Origin of the sequence: Evansella halocellulosilytica (genome assembly GCF_002335745.1) — a bacterium.
In the GTDB taxonomy this organism is placed as follows: domain Bacteria; phylum Bacillota; class Bacilli; order Bacillales; family Salisediminibacteriaceae; genus Bacillus_CA; species Bacillus_CA halocellulosilytica.
In genome coordinates this window covers 1,198,852-1,219,089 of sequence record NZ_NIST01000001.1, presented here as the reverse complement: position 1 = coordinate 1,219,089, position 20,238 = coordinate 1,198,852, and the positions used below count along the sequence as shown (strand labels likewise).

22 protein-coding genes are annotated in these 20,238 nt (G+C 39.0%); 1 reads left to right on the top strand and 21 read right to left on the bottom strand.

Going from position 1 to position 20,238, the window contains the following annotated elements; genetic code table 11:
* Window positions 1-137: 137 nt before the first annotated feature.
* The 11 genes from CD001_RS05885 to CD001_RS05830 form a co-directional block, all read right to left on the bottom strand.
* Window positions 138-770 (bottom strand): response regulator, encoded by a 633-nt coding sequence (locus CD001_RS05885; RefSeq protein ID WP_096186628.1) that lies wholly within the window; start codon window positions 768-770, stop codon window positions 138-140.
* Window positions 767-1,909 carry a sensor histidine kinase gene (locus CD001_RS05880; protein WP_096186627.1) on the bottom strand — a complete coding sequence of 381 codons (1,143 nt, stop codon included), beginning with the start codon at window positions 1,907-1,909 and terminating at the stop codon, window positions 767-769. Before CD001_RS05880 ends, CD001_RS05885 begins: the two co-directional genes overlap by 4 nt.
* Before the next feature lie 471 nt (window positions 1,910-2,380).
* Entirely contained in the window at window positions 2,381-3,097 is a 717-nt protein-coding gene (locus CD001_RS05870; protein ID WP_096186625.1) for an ABC transporter permease, read from the bottom strand.
* Entirely contained in the window at window positions 3,090-3,872 is a 783-nt protein-coding gene (locus CD001_RS05865; RefSeq protein WP_407081138.1) for an ATP-binding cassette domain-containing protein, read from the bottom strand. The genes CD001_RS05870 and CD001_RS05865 overlap by 8 nt, the downstream gene beginning before the upstream one ends.
* A gap of 211 nt (window positions 3,873-4,083) precedes the next feature.
* Complete coding sequence (locus tag CD001_RS05860; RefSeq protein WP_096186624.1) at window positions 4,084-5,031, bottom strand: sensor histidine kinase; 948 nt, start codon at window positions 5,029-5,031, stop codon at window positions 4,084-4,086.
* A complete protein-coding gene (locus CD001_RS05855) occupies window positions 5,028-5,747 on the bottom strand; it encodes a response regulator transcription factor (RefSeq protein WP_096186623.1) in 720 nt (239 codons plus the stop codon). The genes CD001_RS05860 and CD001_RS05855 overlap by 4 nt, the downstream gene beginning before the upstream one ends.
* Before the next feature lie 313 nt (window positions 5,748-6,060).
* Window positions 6,061-6,966: a macrolide 2'-phosphotransferase gene (locus CD001_RS05850; RefSeq protein WP_096186622.1), complete on the bottom strand. Its 906-nt coding sequence runs from the start codon at window positions 6,964-6,966 to the stop codon at window positions 6,061-6,063.
* Between the two features lie 222 nt (window positions 6,967-7,188).
* Window positions 7,189-8,403: an IS4 family transposase gene (locus CD001_RS05845; protein ID WP_096186621.1), complete on the bottom strand. Its 1,215-nt coding sequence runs from the start codon at window positions 8,401-8,403 to the stop codon at window positions 7,189-7,191.
* A 711-nt stretch (window positions 8,404-9,114) separates the two neighbouring features.
* Window positions 9,115-9,711 carry a DJ-1/PfpI family protein gene (locus tag CD001_RS05840; protein ID WP_096186620.1) on the bottom strand — a complete coding sequence of 199 codons (597 nt, stop codon included), beginning with the start codon at window positions 9,709-9,711 and terminating at the stop codon, window positions 9,115-9,117.
* A gap of 12 nt (window positions 9,712-9,723) precedes the next feature.
* Complete coding sequence (locus CD001_RS05835) at window positions 9,724-10,623, bottom strand: GNAT family N-acetyltransferase (RefSeq protein WP_179298624.1); 900 nt, start codon at window positions 10,621-10,623, stop codon at window positions 9,724-9,726.
* A gap of 151 nt (window positions 10,624-10,774) precedes the next feature.
* Entirely contained in the window at window positions 10,775-11,248 is a 474-nt protein-coding gene (locus CD001_RS05830; protein ID WP_179298623.1) for an 8-oxo-dGTP diphosphatase, read from the bottom strand.
* A 168-nt stretch (window positions 11,249-11,416) separates the two neighbouring features.
* On the opposite strand from CD001_RS05830, the gene CD001_RS05825 reads away from it, so the two are divergent.
* Window positions 11,417-11,938, top strand: coding sequence for a DUF2179 domain-containing protein (locus CD001_RS05825; RefSeq protein ID WP_096186618.1), 522 nt, complete (start codon window positions 11,417-11,419; stop codon window positions 11,936-11,938).
* Window positions 11,939-11,990: 52 nt separating this feature from the next.
* Here CD001_RS05825 and CD001_RS05820 read toward each other — a convergent pair whose 3' ends face one another.
* From CD001_RS05820 to CD001_RS05775, 10 genes are all read right to left on the bottom strand, one after another.
* Window positions 11,991-12,572, bottom strand: coding sequence for a nucleotidyltransferase family protein (locus CD001_RS05820; RefSeq protein ID WP_096186617.1), 582 nt, complete (start codon window positions 12,570-12,572; stop codon window positions 11,991-11,993).
* 64 nt (window positions 12,573-12,636) lie between these two features.
* Complete coding sequence (locus CD001_RS05815) at window positions 12,637-13,005, bottom strand: SH3 domain-containing protein (RefSeq protein WP_096186616.1); 369 nt, start codon at window positions 13,003-13,005, stop codon at window positions 12,637-12,639.
* A gap of 130 nt (window positions 13,006-13,135) precedes the next feature.
* Window positions 13,136-13,666: a GrpB family protein gene (locus CD001_RS05810; protein ID WP_306454059.1), complete on the bottom strand. Its 531-nt coding sequence runs from the start codon at window positions 13,664-13,666 to the stop codon at window positions 13,136-13,138.
* A gap of 78 nt (window positions 13,667-13,744) precedes the next feature.
* Window positions 13,745-15,187 (bottom strand): carbon starvation CstA family protein, encoded by a 1,443-nt coding sequence (locus CD001_RS05805; protein WP_096186614.1) that lies wholly within the window; start codon window positions 15,185-15,187, stop codon window positions 13,745-13,747.
* A 415-nt stretch (window positions 15,188-15,602) separates the two neighbouring features.
* Complete coding sequence (locus CD001_RS05800) at window positions 15,603-16,343, bottom strand: LytR/AlgR family response regulator transcription factor (protein WP_096186613.1); 741 nt, start codon at window positions 16,341-16,343, stop codon at window positions 15,603-15,605.
* 15 nt (window positions 16,344-16,358) lie between these two features.
* Window positions 16,359-18,092: a sensor histidine kinase gene (locus tag CD001_RS05795; protein ID WP_096186612.1), complete on the bottom strand. Its 1,734-nt coding sequence runs from the start codon at window positions 18,090-18,092 to the stop codon at window positions 16,359-16,361.
* Window positions 18,093-18,202: 110 nt separating this feature from the next.
* A complete protein-coding gene (locus tag CD001_RS05790; RefSeq protein WP_142303550.1) occupies window positions 18,203-18,826 on the bottom strand; it encodes a hypothetical protein in 624 nt (207 codons plus the stop codon).
* A 215-nt stretch (window positions 18,827-19,041) separates the two neighbouring features.
* Window positions 19,042-19,371 (bottom strand): YckD family protein, encoded by a 330-nt coding sequence (locus tag CD001_RS26295; RefSeq protein ID WP_179298622.1) that lies wholly within the window; start codon window positions 19,369-19,371, stop codon window positions 19,042-19,044.
* Between the two features lie 67 nt (window positions 19,372-19,438).
* Window positions 19,439-19,951: a DinB family protein gene (locus CD001_RS05780; protein WP_179298621.1), complete on the bottom strand. Its 513-nt coding sequence runs from the start codon at window positions 19,949-19,951 to the stop codon at window positions 19,439-19,441.
* Window positions 19,952-19,983: 32 nt separating this feature from the next.
* Window positions 19,984-20,196: a DUF4367 domain-containing protein gene (locus tag CD001_RS05775; RefSeq protein ID WP_096186609.1), complete on the bottom strand. Its 213-nt coding sequence runs from the start codon at window positions 20,194-20,196 to the stop codon at window positions 19,984-19,986.
* Window positions 20,197-20,238 lie beyond the last annotated feature (42 nt).

Below are 20,238 nucleotides of genomic sequence, written 5' to 3'. Positions count from 1 at the left end.
GAGTTAAATAATCTAATTTGGAAAACATTTTTTATTTGTTCTTCATGTTTCAGTTCAAAGTATATATACAAAAAGACAGTGCTCCCACTGTCTTCCGTCACTAATTCATATTCTTACCATGACTTGAGTCACTTTTTTTATACGATATTATGCCGAATCGCATAGATCGCTAATTGCGTCCGGTCACGAAGCTCTAGTTTATCTAATATAAGACTAATATGATTTTTTATCGTACCGACTGACAATCCGAGTTCATCAGATATTTCCTTATTACTGCGCCCTTCTCCAACTCGTTTAATAATATCGAGTTCACGCGGCGTAATCGAAGGGTCGACTTCTTCTACCTCTCGATGTTGAATCAGCTTCGGCATTACCTTTGCTGCAACATGATCCTGCAAAGAAATTCCTCCAGACAAGCAGCTTCTAATCGCCCGGATTAACTCCTGAGGTTCTGCATCTTTGAGCATATATCCTCTCGCTCCGCTCTTCAATGCTTCAAGTGCATATTGATCATCGTTAAACGTCGTCAGCATAAGAACTTTCCGATCTGGCCAACGCGAATGAATAATGCGTGCTGCTTCAAGACCATCCATAACCGGCATTCGAACATCGAGAACAACAACGTCATATGTGTGTGATTCACATAATGTCACCGCTTCTTTTCCATTGCTTGCCTCACCTGTAACACGCATTTCTTCATCTGTTTCGATCATCATTTTTAACCCTTGACGAACCATCCCCTGATCTTCGGCTAACAATATACGAATCATTCTTGGATCCTCTCCTCGTCAAGTAATGGCAGTGTTCCACGAACGGTAAAGCGCCCACCTAATTGTGTCACTTGAAAGTGACCTCCAGCTTGTTCAATCCGTTCTCTCATTGATGCTAGACCGAACCCTTCTCGAAAAGAAACTTTCTCTGTTAATGGGTTCGAAACTTCGAATCGGAATACTCCTCCTCCAGGTGCTTCAAAAATAATGTCTGCTTCCCTTGTTTGGCTATGTCGCATTAAATTCGTTAACGCTTCTTGTACGACACGGTATACTGCGATCGCCTGTTCGTTACCAAGGTGAGCAGAAAGAGCACCATGCTTCACAGAAAACTGGATTCGGACGAAACTCTCTGCTTCAAGTTTACGAATGAGGGCAATAATTGCCGATACACCGCCTACTTCATCTTGTTTTAACGTTTTCACTGCACTTCTCGTTTCCTCAAGACTATCCCTTGCAAGTTTTTTCAATTCTTGCAGTCGTTCACCTTTTTCATCCCCCGCTTGCATCCGGTAAACTTCAAGCTGCATTAGCAGTGCGGTTAATTTATGTCCGACTGAGTCATGAATATCTCGAGCAATTTGCGTGCGTTCCTCCTGCCTTGCCTGCTTTTCCCCTGATGCAACCTTTCTCTTCATTTTACGATATTCAGCAAGCAACGCTTCATTTCTCGCCACGGCTTCCTCTTGATCATCTGATACTTTTCGAAAAACGACTAACGAAATGCCAAGCATTGCAGAATATAGAAGGATAAACAGTGGTGGTAACATTGGATAATCATAGTAAGATGGGGCTAGCGCACCAAATAAAAGAATCGCCCCGACAACGGTAGCCTGCCGCCAATTTAGTCGATAGGCTGCTTCTCCAGCAAAAAGAGAAAATACGAGTAATGTATACGGGTTCGGATCATGCCCTTGCTCTGGCCACAATACGATAACAGCTATAAATGCGGCAACGCTCATCATAATTGTCAGTATACGTTTGTTTTTCCGAAAAAGTGGAACGAGGAAAAACACGGAGAAAAACATGGCACTGCCAATAATTCTTAATGGCATCTCAAGTAAGCTATTCGTATAATACTGAAGAGCAAACAACCATGACAGAGCTAACAGCAAAAACCAAATCCAAAATGAACGCATGCCTTCTCCTCCTGAATATTGAACGTCATTGATCTTTTATATCCTGCACGAAACTAGTCATATCATAGCAAATCCTTCCAAATTAGAAAAGCGCAAGGCGCCCGACTATCGTCGAAAAGCGCTACCTCTTCCTCTTCTAGCATCGCTCTGTGGTTATATCCGTCAACCGGGCAATACGCCACGTCCTGTTGCATGCGCGGCATTAGGACGTCATGTCCGTCAAGGCAATTCGTTAGATCAAATCTTCGGCTAAAATCCCGGTGTCCTGTGGGAACGCCGAAGTCACCACATCCGTATGGCAACTCGTGATGTAAACGCTCTTTGGGGTTAGACAACGTTCGAGAGATTAACATTTTATAAATACTTATTCTAGAACTAAAGAACACCTTTTAATTGTTTTTGTTCTATCATATGTAAAAAAGCCGCCTCACTAAAAAGCGTTGACGCTTTATTCATGAGGCAGCTAAACAATTAACTACCACTATGCACATCTGATTTAACATAGATGGTGCTAGCAATAATAAGAAAAACAAGAAATAGTGAACCGAAAATGACTATAACAGGAAACAAATCAATTGGCTCGCCCCGTCCTGCGATGCGAAGAACGAATTGAACTATTTCACCATAAGCAGTACTTCCGCCAATCGGCCCAGGCAACGTGCTAATGACTAAACTAATGACAATGGCCGGTGTATAGCTTTTCCCAAGAATACTGACAAACATCCATAATGGCACGACAGACGTGATCATGAGTGCAATGACGAGATAAGCAATCAAATAGGTGACTGTATCTTCTAATGATAAACTAGCTTCTACAAAGATGAGTCCTGTTACGATATTTGCTGCAAAAGCAAGAATACAAGTCATAAAAATAAACGTAACTGCAACGATCATTTTCCCTGCTAGAAAATGAAATCGGGAATACGGATAGGTGAACAAACTGTTAATCGTTTTGTGTTGATATTCACTTCCAACAATAAACCCTGTAATGATCGCAAATAACGGCGGTGAGAAAATTAGCAATACGGAGAACTGGTCTCCAAACCATAAATCCCAGATGAGCCGATCTTCTGAAAACAAATTTGCAATCGTATATAAGAGAGCTGGAAGAAAGGCACCAATCCAAACGGTAAACAAGATTTTAGAATGTTTTAATTTATAAAACTCAGCTGCTAGAACCTTATTCATCGATCTCACCTCCTGTTATTTTCAGGAAGTAATCTTCTAACATTTCTTTTTGAACCGAGAGCTCGTTTACTTCTACTCCTGCTTCTACTAATGATTTATTCACTTTCCATGGTTCTTCTAGGTGTTCGTAAATTCTGATCACGCCAGGTTCCGTTACCTCGTAATCATATACCCCGCAGGCTTGTTCCAATGTCAGTGCAGCTTTTCGATCATTATCTAATTTTACTTCGAGATAATGACGACTCTTTTCTGTTATTTCATCTAACGATAACTCTTTTAATAATTTCCCTTCATGGATAATACCAATTCGATTCGCTAGCTGTTGAACCTCACTTAAAATATGACTTGATATGAGGATTGTAATTCCTCGTTTTTCAGCTAGGTCTAAAATGAGTCTGCGTATTTCTTTGATTCCAATTGGATCTAAACCATTTGTCGGTTCGTCCAAAATCAATATTTCAGGACTGCTTAATAACGCTCGGGCAAGTCCTAACCTTTGCTTCATACCAAGAGATAATTTATGAAATTTCCGCTTACTAAAGTTCATTAGGCCTACAAGCTCGAGAGTATCATCGATGACTTCTCTATTTGGTACTCCTATCAGTTTTCGATGAAGTTCAAGGTTTTCGCCTACCGTCAAATTTGGATAAAACCCAGGAAACTCGATGATCGAGCCAATTCGTTCAAAAGGGATTTTCTTGTTGCCAGATACTTTTTCCCCGAACATTTCAACTGATCCTGTAGTCGGTTGAATTAGCCCCATAATCATCCGGATCGTCGTCGTCTTACCGGCGCCATTTTTACCTAGAAAGCCATAAATATCACCTTTTTTATATGAAGGTTCACATTTTCTACAGCATTAAATGATTGATATTTTTTGGTTAATTGATGCGTTTGTAAAATATAATCCATCTGAATCTCTCCTTTCACAGATTCAGTATAGTAAACATTCCTTAACCGACCTTTACTTAAATCTTAACTGTTTCTTAACTCTTCTCGACTTTTTTATGTAGCGGAAAAAAACAAGTAAAGGCTGTCCTAATATAAGGTTCACTTTCAACTTCAATCCTTCCATGGTGCTTCTCTACAAGCTTTTTTACGATTGTCAAACCAAGCCCTGATCCTTGTAGATTTGAATTTCTCGAGCTTTCGCCGGTGTAGAGCCTTTCAAATATGTGATTCATGTCTGATTTCGGTATTCCTTTTCCTTCGTCCCATACTTTTAATAGAACTATATTTTCTTCTGTCGTTAGCTCAATTCCTATCACTTCTCCATCCTTCCCGTAGCGGATTGCATTCGATAAAAGGTTCGAGATAATTCTACGCAATCCTTGAGCTTCACCTTTTACATAAATAGCTTCATTACTAATATGAATTTGTGGTTTTACATCAATTTCTGAGAAACTATGATAAAACCAAAGAATTTCTTCCTTTACAATTTCATTCATGTGTACTGGTTCCTCTTCTTGCAGTTCCTCTTCTGCTTCGATACGTACAAGGTCAAAGAAATCATTAATGATTTTTAATAAATGATTTCCTTTATTAGCGATGACAGATAAATACTGAGTCCTCTCTTCAGCGCTTAAGCTTCCCTCATTTTGTAAAGCTTCTGTATAGCCAAGAATAGATGTTAACGGAGTCCTTAAGTCATGAGAGATGTTCGTAATCATTTGTTTTCTAAGGAGTTCTAAACGGTTCGCCTTCTCAATTGTCTGGCTCCATGCTTCAAGCTGCTCATTGATTTGGTTTGCAAGCTGTTCAAATTGCCTATCTGTCGTTTGTAGTCGAATGCGTCTGCTCAAGTTGCCTTCACTTACATTCGTAAGCGTTTCATTCACTTTAAGGATTTGTTTATTTTTCTTAATAAGCAATATACTTAACGTACATGTGACAATAGCAAGAACGGCACTAAGAATAGTTAAAAACGTAATCAAGACAGATCCCCCATTTTATAACCAATCCCCCATACTGTTTGAATCCGTTGCGGGTCGGAAGGGTCATCTTCTATTTTCTTTCGGATCCGTCGAATATGTACCATTACGGTATTTTCGTCTTCCATATATTGATCGTTCCACACGTGTTGATAAATTTGAGACTTTGTAAAAACTCTGTTTGGATTTGTTAGAAAGAGCTTTAAAATTTCAAATTCCTTCGCTTTCAAGTCATAGGTAGTCCCATTAACCGTACATTGATATGTATGTAAATTCAGTTCCATATCCCCGTGATAGATAAGGTGCGGGGAGTGAGCTTCTTCTGCTGTAGTAGTACTATCTCCTTTTGAGTAGAACTGTCTCCGTAAATGTGCTTTTACTCTCGCCTTCAGTTCATTTACACTAAATGGCTTCGTTATGTAATCATCCGCTCCTAATCCAAGTCCGATTACTTTATCTGTTTCTTCACCTTTTGCAGATAAAATGATAACTGGAATTTGCATCGTTTTCCGAATACGTCCTAATAACTCTAAGCCATCTATGTGAGGTATCATAAGGTCTAGTATGACAAGGTCGTAGCTATTCGTCTTCAGCTCCTGTTCTGCATCTCTTCCATTAAATACTGACTTTCCGTTTATGTTTTCCGTTTTTAATGAACGGATAATTAACTCGTTTACCTCACGATCATCTTCAACGACGAGAACATACCCATTTTCCATTTTAGCTTCCCCCATTCTTTTCACTGTTCTTCAGCAACTTCATTATAGTTCATCTGCCAAAAGGAGCATATAAAAAACTGATGAGCGTTATCGAAGTCCTATAAGTGCGTGTTCAAAGTCTCTTTTTAATATAATCTGCTCTAGAGTAATTGATTCACCACATGCTGTTGAGCTTTTCTACCGCCATGGAGTCCGAGTTCCTCTCTTGACGGCTCTATTTCGGCTTTTTCGACCGCCAAGGAGTAACGCTAGTGTAGTTTCCCAAACAACAACGAAAAAACTCCCTTCCATTATGGAAGAGAGTTTTAAATGATTAGCTTTCGTTTACACCTAACACTTGTTTCGCCATTTCATGATATTCCTCAAGACCTGATTTCATTGCTAATTCAGCAATCGGCACTGCATAGGAAGCAGTACGTTCAATGATATGCTTTTTCATTTGCGGCCAAACATATCCGCCTGCTTTTTCGTAATGCATGATCAACTCTTCTAATGCCTCCTCGCCAAACACCATATAATGAGAGACAAAGTCAATAGAAATATCCGTCACTGATGCCTCAGTCCAGTCAATAAAACCTGTTACACGGTCATTTTCATCAATTAAAATATGTCCGGCATGCAAATCGCCATGAGTAAGACCTACGTTTTTTGGCCAAAGGGCATCGTTAGCGAGCCAAGACTGCCAGCGTTCCCAAAGCTCTGGACTAACACCGAACTCAGATTTCACCTTTTCCATTCTCTTTTTCATCGACTCTCTTGCTTCTTCTGCACTTTCAACTGATAATCCAGCTCTCTTTGCTTCTTGAGAGTCAACTCGGTGCAATGAAACCATCGCTTTTGCCAGTGTTTCAGTAAATTGATCAGGGAGATTCTTTTCATCAATTTCCCAAACGTATGCCTTTGCATCCTTATCAGCCGTTCCCGCTGGAACTCCTGTTAGTTGTTTGTATGCAATTAGTTCATCGGAATAAACTGTCCACTTTGGGGCTTGCACACTTATACGAGGCTCGATAAATTCTAACGCTCGCTTTTCTTCAACAGTCGAAGGAATGACATCCTCCCTTCTCGGAATGCGAAGCACCCATTTTTCTCCCGATTTATCTGCCGCTAATACGACGAGAAAATCAACTCCAGATTCATTAAATGATAAAGAATCTTCTTTCAACATTAAACCATGCTTTTGCGCTAATTCGATAACCTGTCCTTTCGTTTGTTTCATCTCGTAAACACATCCTTTTCATATTTATACATTCGCGATTTCCAAATGCTCCATCCAGTAATATCCAGGTGCCAGGCACCTGGCAATGGTGTTGCACAATTGTTTTTAAATTCAATATATGTAAATTTTTTCAAGTAACTTTTGTCCTTATGAAGAAAAAAGGGAAACGAGGTAGTGTTTCGACCTTGTTCCCTTTTTTTTACAATTGTCTAAATCATTAAGTTACTTGTGCTTTTTCTTCTTTAATTCTGTTTTATCTAGAGCTACATCCCCAAAATCTGGCTTCACTTTTGGCTTTGGTATGGGCACTTTTTGTCTCCCCTTAGATGTTCTTTTCTTTTTCCGTTTTAAAGCTCTTTTAAATGAGCCAACGGTTTTAAAGAGATAAGTTTGAAGGAGTCTAAAGAATTCCCAAGCAGACTTATTAGAGTTTGTTTGAAGTTTGACGATTAAAGATAATCCATATGCAATTAAAGAGAGAAACATTTGGTTCCAAATACCTTGCGGTTTTGTACTCCAAATTTTGGTTAATCTTAGGTGCTGTTTAATCCACTTGAAAAATAACTCTATCATCCACCGTGCACGATATATATCCATGATTTGTTGATCTGTGAGGTCAAATCTATTCGTTAGAATTCTATATACTCTTTGTTTATCATCGACGAATTCAATGTAGCGTACTGGTGGTTGAGAAACAGTATACGATACCTTAGCGTCTTGAAGCACAGACGGGTGTGTCGGACCATATTCCTCTAAGATGCCTAACCGAAGTGACTTCGTCACTCGCACAACAAATGAGACATCTTTTTCCTGCCACGATTGAAGGTTTTCTCTAGAAGGATAACCGCGATCCATCACGTAAATAGAATTTGATTTTTCTATGATGACACCGGAACTCTCGAAATCGCTTAACTTTGCGGATGACGGAACAATTTTATCTGGATAAACAACATCGGGTGAAGCAACGACTAGCCGAGTATGCATTTTAACTGCAGATTGGTTCTTTGAAATGTATGCCCAATCGCATAAATTTTGTGGCAACCTTATTTCAGTAGAGTCCACAATTCGCAACCAGCCTAAGCCGTTCGGAAGTCCCTTTAGCCCCTGTGTAAGTTTGGCGATTTTTTCCACAACTTTCATAAAGAGCTTTTGTACTAACTCAGTTGGCAAATCATTAATCCTGCGGCTTATCTGAGAACCGCTGATTTCCTTTATACCGATTTCCTCCCGAAGCTTTGGATAAGCTTCTAGTTTTTCTTCCATATGACGATATGAATCCCAATGATCCAATTGAGCGGATACAAGAATTTTTAACAAAGCCTTGGTTGAAAGCTTATAGTTCCCATAATCTAATAAAGGACAATCTAACTCTTCCGAAGGAAGAAGAGATAAGCATTGACAAATGAGCATTTCACGTCCTATAATTTTCTTATTCATTAGGAGCTCCTTTTGTAGATGACTTGTTTGTATTAGGGAACAATACAAGGTCAACACATCTACAATAGGAGTTTTTTTATTGAATGTAAATACATATTTTTGAAAAGATGGAATTTATTTAAATTCATGCAACGCCATTGGGCACCTGGATGGAGGCTTTTTAGTGATAGGCTTATGAATACGTATTTGCTTGTTTTATAATGCAAAAAAGCACAGCTTGCTGCCTGTACTTGAGTGTAAATGGTTCTATTATTTTCCAATATTAACAATAGATCTTCCTAGGGTTGCCGTTTGATTTTCATCTCAATTTCCTTACAACCATTGAAGATAAGATAAAAGCCTTTATTAAGTATTGAGCTCTCTCTTTATAAACAACAAAAAGAGGGTAGACTCGCCCCTCCTTCTCAATAATACCGTAAAATAAAGGTTTCCTTAAAAATAGACAGACCAATCCCATTTACTCTGCACGTACAAGCAGAGCCTTTGAACGTATTCAATTATTAGTTCAAAGTTTGGATTCGAAGTCTCATTGATGCTGTCACAAGGATAACCTCCATTTCTTTATAATTGGATTATATCTTAACATTTCTAATGTCTTTTATCAACTGATCTTTCCTGAATCATGGTAAAATACAAGTTAGTACAGTTCGCTACAGACGGACTCTTCTACGGGCAAAACGCTTCAGCCTTTTACTATGCACCTTTTACAACTTACAATTCAATATCATATTCCATCCTTTTTGCTGTTTCCATCGCAACCTCTCGCCCTAATAATCGTTGGACAATATGAAATGACATATTGATCCCTGCGGAGATACCGCCTGAGGTAATAACCTCCCCTTCATCAACGAACTTCACGTTTTGTTGTACAGAAACTGTAGGAAACTTCTCTTTAAACCGATCAATGCTTGCCCAATGCGTCGTTGCTCTTTTCCCATCCAGCAGCCCAGCTTTTGCTAGTAAAAGAGCACCTGTACAAACAGACGTCATCAGCTGCACACGTTCCATTTGATCTGAAATCCACGTAATAACACGATCATTATTTATTTCATTTTCGCGCGCTCCTAGACCACCGGGAATGATTAATAGATCAAATGGAGGCATCGTTTGAAAACTATAGTCTGGTGCAACCTTCAGACCGTTCCTCGCATTGATCATATTTCCTGTCTCCGAAACTGTTTTCACACTAAACGGCTGCTTGTCATTCGGTAATCTCGTAACAGAAAACACTTCAAAGGGGCCGGCAAAATCAAGAACTTCTACATCATCAAACAAAAATATTCCTACATCCCATTGGTTCGCAGTCAAAGATACCCCTCCTCAAATTAGCACGTTTTTTAACGATAATTCATACGAAATGAGCTCATGCAATTGTGTAAAGCCAACACTTTTATAAATTTTAATCGCTGGTTGATTGCTAGAGTCGACACATAAAATAATTTCCTCCAACTCTTTAAATGAGAACATAAAGTCTAAGCTTTTACTAATTAACTTTCGGCCAATCCCCTTATTTCGAGCTGCAGGTGAAACCGCAATAAAATGAATATCTCCTTCAGAAAACGTTGGATTTGTTTCACAATAAACGTAGCCTAGCATCTTCACTTGATCAGCCGCAATAAACAGTTTGTTTTCATGATCTAATTTCTTGATGATATCATCCGCATTGTAATAAGGCTGTTTAAACGCATCATGATGTAAAGCTTTAAACGATCCGAAATCATCATGTACATATTCTCGTATGAGGCCTTCTTCTTCTATCGTTGTACAATATTCTGACCTTGTTATTTTCAAAATTGTATTTTCTCGCTCATCCCGCTTAGCTCCTAGTTTTTCCATGAACGATTCACACCGCTCATTATGCTGGTTATAAAAGCCAAGTACCGATGAAAGTGAGCCATGAGGTAATTGTGTAATTAATTTTTCCCACATCAGTCTTGAAATCTGCTCCCAGTCACGGTGCATAACAAACGGACCCCACAACTCTCCTGCCTTCGTATCCTCATCAATATCAAGTCCAATGACACCAATGAGTTGATCGTTTTCGTAAGCTGTAATGAGCGACCTTTCTAGAGGTAAATCAGAAAAATCATTTTGCAATGTATGTAAAACTTCGTCTGCCTTTGTCCCACAATAGCCTACATGGTTCTGTTCATCTTTATTCATATCAGCTATAAATGCAGCAACGGCTTCGTAATCATTAGGTTTACTAATATCTATCATGCTCATCAGTCCTTTTTAGTTGTGTCAAAAATTCAGTAAACAAAACCTGGATTGTTACCCAGTAATAATTGCAGTTAGACCATTCATAGATTTTATTCATTCTAATTTAATTTTTGAATTTTATTAAGCAATCAAATTGTTTACCTTTCTATTATGTACGTCTAATAACTACCTCACCTTCTGCATCCCGCTCATTATCCCATTTAACATGAATCTCAAATGTATTTCCCTCAAAAAATAGTGGGAAACGCCTCCTGATCGATTTTTGCATCGGCAGTTGGTCACCATCTTTCATATTCACCCAAACGGGCTTTCCTTCAGTACCATTCTCTATTAGCTCACCTGTAAAATCTTTCGTTAAATAGTTGAATATCATATATCTTTCATTTTTCTCGGGATTGACATATTCATAGAGTCCTTTATAAATAAGATTGTATACCTCCAACCCTGTTTCTTCCTTCACCTCCCGAATCGCTCCTTCTACGAAACTCTCAGGAAAATCAACTTTTCCGCCTGGCGGAATATAACCTTCAAAGTCATCGTGCTGACGATTTAGTAGTAATACTTGATCACCGTCTTGCACGAGACAAACAGTCCAAAATTTATAATGAATATCCTCCGTCATGATATGCCTCCAATCTTTATACTTACAGTTGTTTTCATCGTTAAACATTGATCAGATATGGTAGATTATAAAATCCCCACTCACCCGAAGGATGGAAATAAAATACTTCGTTTCGGGAAAGTTAAAAGTGGACATGCTTAGACTTTGTATTTTTAATGAGGGAGAATTATGTTAACGATTATTTTAGTTTTTCTACTTCAAATTATATTAGTCCCGCTTTTAACACTTCGGATTATATTTGTCGTTAAAAACCGTACAGGTATGGCTACTGGGTTCGGCTTTTTAGAAGCATTAGTTTACGTATTCGGTTTATCAATCGTATTAACAGGTGAACAAAATATTTATGAAATGCTTACATATGCGCTCGGCTTTGGTGTTGGTATTTATTTAGGAGGAAAAATTGAAAACAAGTTGGCGATCGGCTATTCTAATCTAGCCGTTAATTTACTGAATAACAACCCTGAACTGATCAATATGTTAAGAAATAACGGCTTTGGAGTCACTTTATTTGAAGGAAAAGGCCGTGACGGCGTCAGATATCATTTGCAAATCCTCACAACTCGCAACCGGGAAGATGAAGCGATTGCAATCATTGAGGAATATGAACCGAAAGCATTTATCATTTCTTATGAACCGCGAAAATTCCGAGGCGGATATCTCGTAAAAGGAATGAAGAAAAGTTTGAAATAGCCATATTCATCGACTACTTCAGTTTCATCAATGAAGTCATAGGAAGTCTTCACTATGCTTTTAATGATATATGATGCACTTCGATCTCTTTCCAAATCGACTTCCAGTTTTTCTTTTCAATTCGTTCTTCATAAATAGCTTTCAAGTCATTTGATTGTGCAAAATGAGGTGTCGGCTTCAGCTGCAAGTTCATCACATCCTCAATCCCGCACGGTGCAGTTAGAATGAGCTGTTCATTGTCGTCTATTTTCACACCTAAAGCGGTTGCCGTCTCTGGAAACTTCGATATCGCATCGACTGATGACAAATACGGCGGTAATTTGTTAACTGTGTGCATCCTTGCTTGATTTTTGACAGACCACGGAATATTCGGAAACTGTTCTTTTAATTTTCTTTCTAGTTTCTTTTCTTCGAGTTCACTCATGTTAGAACGATCAAAATAGATAACATCGACATCTGGAATTGCCGTCCTTTCTTGGAAACCGTGAAGTGTATCCCAGATTTTCGAGCGAACAAAGCCGGCGCATATCCACCAATCAGGAAGATGTAATTCCTTTGCTGCTCGAATGATCTCCATCATCCATTCATCTTCTTCAATCAGTTTAATGATCTCTTTTTCGTTTTTAATCATCAGTCCATCTCCTTTTTACAATTTGATCATATGAATCTCACCGCAAAACTGAAATGTTCCAATGATCTCATTCTTTTACTCGTTTAAGGTTGTTCTTAGGCACCCAGCCTTCCTCAGTCGTGTCAATATGCTCTACCCAAAACCAGCCGTTTAGATCCTTTCGTTTTATTACTCGATCTCCGATATTGACGTTCAGCTCTTTTGCTATGTAATTCTCACTAATAATCCCCTGATTACCTTGTCGGATAATAATTTGCTCGGGCACCCACCCTTCCAACCGTTTGTCTAATGTATAGCAGTACCTCCAATTGTCCCAACCTTCTTCCCCGGTATACGCTTCACCAACGTTGACCGTTTGTCCTTTTTCAAGTGCAATCGGATTTGGGTAATTGCTTCTATGTTGTTTCGTTACTAAATAAAGATCACCTTTGTTCATATTCACCTTCACTCCGTCTTTTCTCAAAATAAAGTTTCTTTAAATCAATTCGCTAAAAACGGATCATTTCCTTGTAAAAAAAAGAGTACCTCTTTTAACGGTACTCTTGAAAAAATCCATAGATGATCATTCACCTTCTCCTTGTCGCAGCCCATTGCTCTGCTCTTTCTGCTAAACCCGTCACGAATGATTGTTTTCCATCTTGATATAGTTGATGATCTTCAGGAAACTTCTCCGCTAGTCTAACTTTCAATTCACCATACTTTTTCGCTTCTTCTTTATGTTCGGATAAATATGCTTTAAAATCTAAATGAGTTTGAATGTGCTGATTTCCAATTTGGAAAATATGTACGTGATGCATACGCTCATCGCCTCCTTTTGGGAAATATCGTCTCCCAGAAATCTCGTTTTCCCCTTTTGGCTCGTAGCCGATATCCTTCATTTTTTCATTAAATAAATCAATTTTTTCAATATCTTTAACAACGATTAAAATATCGATGACTGGCTTCGCATATCCGATAAATGGGACTGATGTACTTCCAATATGAACGATGTCAATGACTTCCTCTTGAAAGATTTCCTTTAACCTTTTCTCTTCCTTAAAATATGCTGCTTGCCACTCTTCCGTCCAAGGCTTGATATTCGTTCTTCTCAACAACATTCACCTGCTTTTCCTTTATTAAACTTATTATATATTCCTATCAAAAAGAGGAGCCATCGTAAAGGCTCCTCATATTCATTATGCAGCATTCGGTGCATCTTCATCGATTTCTAAGTTGTCTTCTTGACGATTTAACTTAACTTTGTATGCAAACAGTGCGAGAACGATCACTGTCCCAGCCCCAGCTAAAATATATGATAGTGTCATCGGCAATCCGAACCCAATCGGTGCACTAAAAATAAAAGTAAAGGATACCATCGTCATGAATATTGCTGGGATCGTTGCAACCCAGTGAAACTTCATCTGAATCGCAAGGTACATCGCCCCAACATATAAAGCAATCGCACTGATCGCTGCATTCGTAACTCCGAAATATCTCCATAATATCGTAAAGTCCATGTTCGTTAAAATAAACGAAACGACAAACAGTGGTAACGCAATCATCAGTCTGCTTGCAACTTTAATTTGCGGCAGTTTAATATAATCTGCAATAATCATCCGTGCTGAACGGAAGGCTGTGTCACCAGAAGTGATTGGCAGGACGATAACTCCAAGTACCGCAAGTGTTCCGCCGATCGCTCCAAGAAGTGTAAAGGCGACTTCACTAACGACGAGACCCGCTCCGCCAGAATCGACAAGTGCAGCTAAATCCGTTCCGTAGAAAAGGCTCATCGCAGCTGCTGCCCAAATCATCGCGATAATCCCTTCGACGATCATCATTCCATAGAAAATTTTCCGACCATTTCGTTCATTTTGTGTTGTTCTAGAAATAATTGGTGACTGTGTTGCATGAAAACCAGAAATAGCTCCACATGCAATCGTAATCATTAAAATCGGGAAGATCGCCTCTCCACCTGGATGCATATTTTGCAACGTCAGCTCAGGAATTGGAGCACCTGTACCGATTAACATCACACCAACACCAATCGCACTGATGACTAACAATGCTCCTAATATTGGATAAAATCTCCCGATGATTTTATCAACAGGAAGTAACGTTGCAAAAATAAAGTAAAGGAAAATGACACCTGTAATAACGCCGAGCGTTACCCAGCCATTCATTAAATCAAACAACAACCCAGCAGGTGCTGTCACGAAAACGGTTCCAACAAGGAGTAATAAAAGAACAGCAATTGCATTAACAATATGCTTCATTGACTTGCCAAGGAACTTCCCTGCCAGCTGAGGCAAATGAGCCCCCTTATTACGAATGGAAATCATTCCAGTCAAATAATCATGAACTGCTCCTGCAAAAATACAGCCGACAACGATCCAAATAAAAGCGACCGGACCGTATAAAGCTCCCATGATCGGTCCAAAAATCGGTCCAACACCAGCAATGTTCAATAATTGAATCAATGAGTTGCGGTTCGTCCCCATCGGTATATAATCAACATTGTCTTTCATACTATATGCAGGTGTTTGTCTAGCTTCTTTCACACCAAACATTTTTTCAATGAATTTCCCATAAGTAAAATAAGCGACGATTAAAAGTGCAATTGATAGTAAAAATGTAATCATTTTTTCGCACCTCTTTCATAATATAAATCTGTTTGTATACGCTTTCATCGTACCATGACGCTTTCGAAATGTGTCGATTTTGTGACATGGTGTTAAAAGAGGGGACTAACATGTTCTTTTTACTGTTTGACGTGTCGTAATCTTCGTTTTAGAGGTTGAAGGTGGTTGATTCTAACCTTTTTATTTTGTAAACAATCATGTTTATCTGTGAAGATTGGAGTTTATCCTGTAAAATTTCGGGTTTATCCGCGAAAATTTAACGTTTATCCTGTAAAATTTCAGGTTTATCCGTGGAAATTGGAGGTTTATCCTGTAAAAATCACGTTTTATCCGCTAACTAGAATGATTCTAATGTACACCGTCACGCACCATGAGACAACGCCCCCAGTTACAACTCATTAAGGGGTATTGCCAGTTACAGCTCTAATCTCTCGCGTAGTTCCTTCACGTAATTTCGGCTGACCGGGATTTCCTCTTTGCTGCCTTGCATTTTTACTTGATACGCACCGTTCAGCCATGGAATGAGCTGTTCAATTTTATCAAGGTTCACTAAATAGCTTTTATGCGGACGAAAAAACGGATACCCTTTTAATTTTTCCTCTATCTCTTTGATCGGGGTTCTTGAATGATATTGATGATCTTTCGTGCAAATGATCGTCTCCCGCACCTCTCGAAATAAATACGTAATGTCTGACGGAGATAAGTAGACGATTCGGCCATTATCTTCGACAGCTAGCTTCCCAATTGCAGGAGCTTGCGTTTTGCCCGTGCTAGACGCATCCCAATTCAGCTTTTCTTTTACCAATTCGATCGTTTCCTGCAAATTCTCTTCATCAAACGGCTTTAAAATATAGTCGAGCGCCTGGACACGAAATGCCTTTGCCGCGTAGTCTGGATATGCAGTAGCAAAAATAATGATCGGAGTCTTCTTCATATTTTTCAACGCTTGAGCCAATTCCATCCCTGACATTTGCGGCATTTCAATGTCAATAAATGCGACATCGGGTTCTTTGCGCATAATCAACTCCAGCCCTTTTTCACCAGAGTCCGCTTCCCCAATAATATCAACCTCATCATATTGTTCAAGCAAAAACGATAGTTCGTCACGGCTATATGGCTCGTCATCGATAATGACCGTTTTGATTCCATTTGTCATTTACATTCACCTCGACTAATAAGGGATCGAAAAGAACACCTTTGTGCCTTTCCCTTCCTCACTCTCAATATGTACTTTCATATTATCACCATACATCATTTGCAGCCTGCGATTGACATTTGACAACCCGATACCAGTCCCGGTTTCTGACAGAACCTTCTCGTTACCTATCTCTTTTAAGCGAGCTTTTGATATCCCGGTTCCGTTATCACGAATCGCAATTTGAACGACATCGTGCTCCCTTTTTATTTCAATAAAAATGTAGCTGTCTGATCTTAACTGCTTAACACCATGTTTAATCGCATTTTCAACGATCGGCTGTAACGTCATCGGCGGTATTTTCGCTTGCAGGGCATCGTCATCGACATCATATTGGATCGTTAATTTATCTGAAAAACGCGCCTCTTCAATTTGCAAATAAGCCTGTACGTGTTTTAGCTCTTCTTCTAATGAAGTGACTGTCGCATTCGTCCCCGCGAGGTTTTGTCTAAAATAATGTGACAGCGAAATTAACAGCTTCCTTGCCTTCATCGGATCTTTGCGTACTAACGCGACGATCGTATTGATCGCATTAAATAAAAAGTGTGGACTTACTTGCGCTTGTAAAGCCTTAATCTCTGCTTGTTTCGCAAGTTCTAAATGGCGGTCGACTTCAGAGATTTCAAGCTGATGACTCAAAATCGTTGATAACCCTTTGCTTAACTCAATTGTCGTCTGAGTCATATCATTTTCTGATTTAAAGTAAAACTTCAACGTTCCGATCGTCTCATCTTTTATTTTTAACGGCGCTATGATCGCAGCCTGTAAGGGACACTCATTATTGCCACAGAAGATTTCCTCTTCATCGGCAATGACCAATTCTCCTTCCTTTAACACTCGCTTTGTTGCTCCCGTTTTAATTTCTTCATTTTTTAAATGAAACTCTTCTCCTGCACCAACAAACGCTAATATCCGATCTTTATTCGTCAGTGACACGGCATCGACTCTCGTCTCTTTCTGCAGAATTTCACACGTTGCCTGGGCGGATTGCTCATTAAGCCCTTTTCGTAAATACTTCAACGTGTAATCAGCAAGCTTCAACGCCTTTTGCGCTTGGATTGAACCCATCTTTTCTTCTTCATAAAAAACATTGCGGATAATTAATATAAAAATGGCCGTCCCAAGTCCGTTTGCGAGAATCATTGGTATGCCAATACTTTCAACGAGTTGATACGCCTGTTCATATGGGCGAGCTACAAGGAGAATGATAATCATTTGGACAGCTTCAGCAATCATCCCGACAATTAATGCCGTTTGTAACGATATGATCCGGTGGTTCTTGTTTTTCTTATAAAAATAACCGGCAATAAGTCCAGCAAAAATTGTCGCCAATCCACAAGCAAAACCGGTAAAACCGCCTAAAAAGAAGCGGTGCACGCCGGCAATCAGTCCGGCCCCGAGCCCAACTGTCCAACCGCCCAATAAACCTGCGACGACAACGCCTATCACACGGGAGTTCGCTATCGCTTCGCCTTCAGCTAGATCAATTGCCCACCGCGTATATGTAGCTTGATCAGCATTTACGGTCAACCCTGAATATGTACCAAGTATGCCAAATAAGCCGAACATGACAATGACACTTATTTTATGCTTTTGGGTGATTTCTCGCTTATCAATTAAATGCCTGATAAATTTAAAGCGGGTCATAATAAATGCAACAGCAACAATAATGCCGAGCCGCTCAAACATAGCTAATAGTAATTCCCACATCGCACGCCAGCTCCTAGTTATTTTTACGCTTTCGTTCTTATATGAGAGTATAGTCTTTTTCACTTTAAAATGGTAATTTCACAACACGATTGTCTTCAGCAATGACGCAACTATATGAACTTCCTTTTGTAACGTAGGGTAAATAAAACTCCGATTGTAGCTAATGCAAGTAATGGAACATAAATCTTGTTTTCTTGCATTTCCAAAGTGAAATCTACTTTGTCTGATGTTGAATGCCATATATGTGTGTCGCCATCACTCTTTACTTGAACGGCATCCGATTTCCGTATTCCTTCACCGTAGATTGTCACACTGTATTCGACATCATCATAATTTCTATCAAGAAAATGACTTAAATTTTCGGGAAAAACGATTGAGCCATCAACTGATCTTTTTTCATAAAACGGAAGGGATCTTCTATGACTAGAATAATCGAGATTCTCTACCTCATAGTTTGCAAATACATGACTAGAATAACGTTCCGTATAGTTGTTCTTAATCGTTACGATTCGTAAATCATCTTCTTCATCTGCAATTATTTCATACTGTGAGCCGAAGGAGACGAGCTCTTCCTCAAGAGCTGTGACTAGCGGATCGTTAGCGAACACTTCGATCGTTAACTTCGTTTCAACTGCTTCTTTATCTGTCAAATCTACCTCATAATTGAGGTGGGCAAAACCGCTAAGCAACAAAAAACTAAAACTAACGAATATTATTACTACAGACTTTTTCATTGTATCAATCCTATTTTCATTTTTTCCTCTATGTAGTAAGTGATGTATTGGTCACTGCTAATCTTAACACTTTTTCCACATTCATTAAGAAAAAATCTATATTTTGACTAATTAATTAAAAGTCATAAAAAAGCCTGCACGATTGTGCTAGGCTTTTCACACTACTATTCAGTTGGACAGCATTGTAACTAGTACCGAAAATCATCCTACAATCGTTACGACTCTTTATCACAATGTTTATGGTGTTTTTTATCCCATTTCGGGATGAACCCATTGTTTTCTAGATCTTCATATCGTTCTTTATAATGTGAAATTATTTTTTCACCTTTTTCTTCTGTAAAGACTCCAAATTCAACATATTTGTCGACAATTTCACTTTTCAATTCAAGCATTTCTGTTTGCAATTCTGACATCTCTGTTTTTTGCTCTGCAGACAATTCTACATCAGAATTGAGCTCAGCAGTTTCGCTTCCTGGTGGGATAAACCCTAAAACTCCTAACGAAAGGGCTGCTGCAGTCACTATACTTAACCAACATCTACTCATGAATATCTGCTCCTTTTCTGTTTTTATGTTAGAATGCACAGAATATCCATTTTTATCCTTAATTGTTTCATTTTTCTTTATACCATTTTCGGAGTTGATTGATATGAGCTTGGTGATATCTGTTATGGTCAGCCATATGCCATATTCCCCAACGGATTGTCGCTTCTTTTCCATGTTCATATGTTACGACTTTCATTAAGTCACGGTCAGTTAACTCATAACAAACTTGTTTAAACATACGAAATACTTGATCATACTCAGTTAAGAGAGATTCTAATGAAACACCTTTCACTTCCGGGAGATTGTTGTTTTGATCGAGTTCTGGTCCATACTTTTCCTCCAGCTCATCAGGTAAGCTCTCCCCTTTGAGTCGGTAAACCCATTTGACGTCAACATAAGCTAAATGCTTCATTAATTGCCCTATACTATTCGACTCGCCTGTGATCCCTTTATAATCCATTTCCTCTTGCGACATACCTGTTACAATTGCCTTTAGGCGATTCACATTTTCCTTTACAGCACCATAGAGCATCCCGACAACAGGATCCATCCCTTGTTCTCCTTGTAGATCAAATCTCATTAAAACCCTCCTAACAGTATTTTGTTAATCGTTTATAAACCATTCATATCAATAGAATGAACAATGTCTAAAAGCTGTTCCTCCTTTATACCATGAGTATTTATACTAAATGCGTATTCATTTGTAATAACATGAACGGTCGAATAGTAAGACTCTTCCTTTATTAAGTACGCAGGGAAACCGTTCACCTCAAAGTGTTCTAAGTCTCTTCCTCTATTTTCGATTCTCATTTGCGCTTCTTCCATTGTTTCTATTAATTCGGTCTGGTGAACCTCTCCAACTAAATC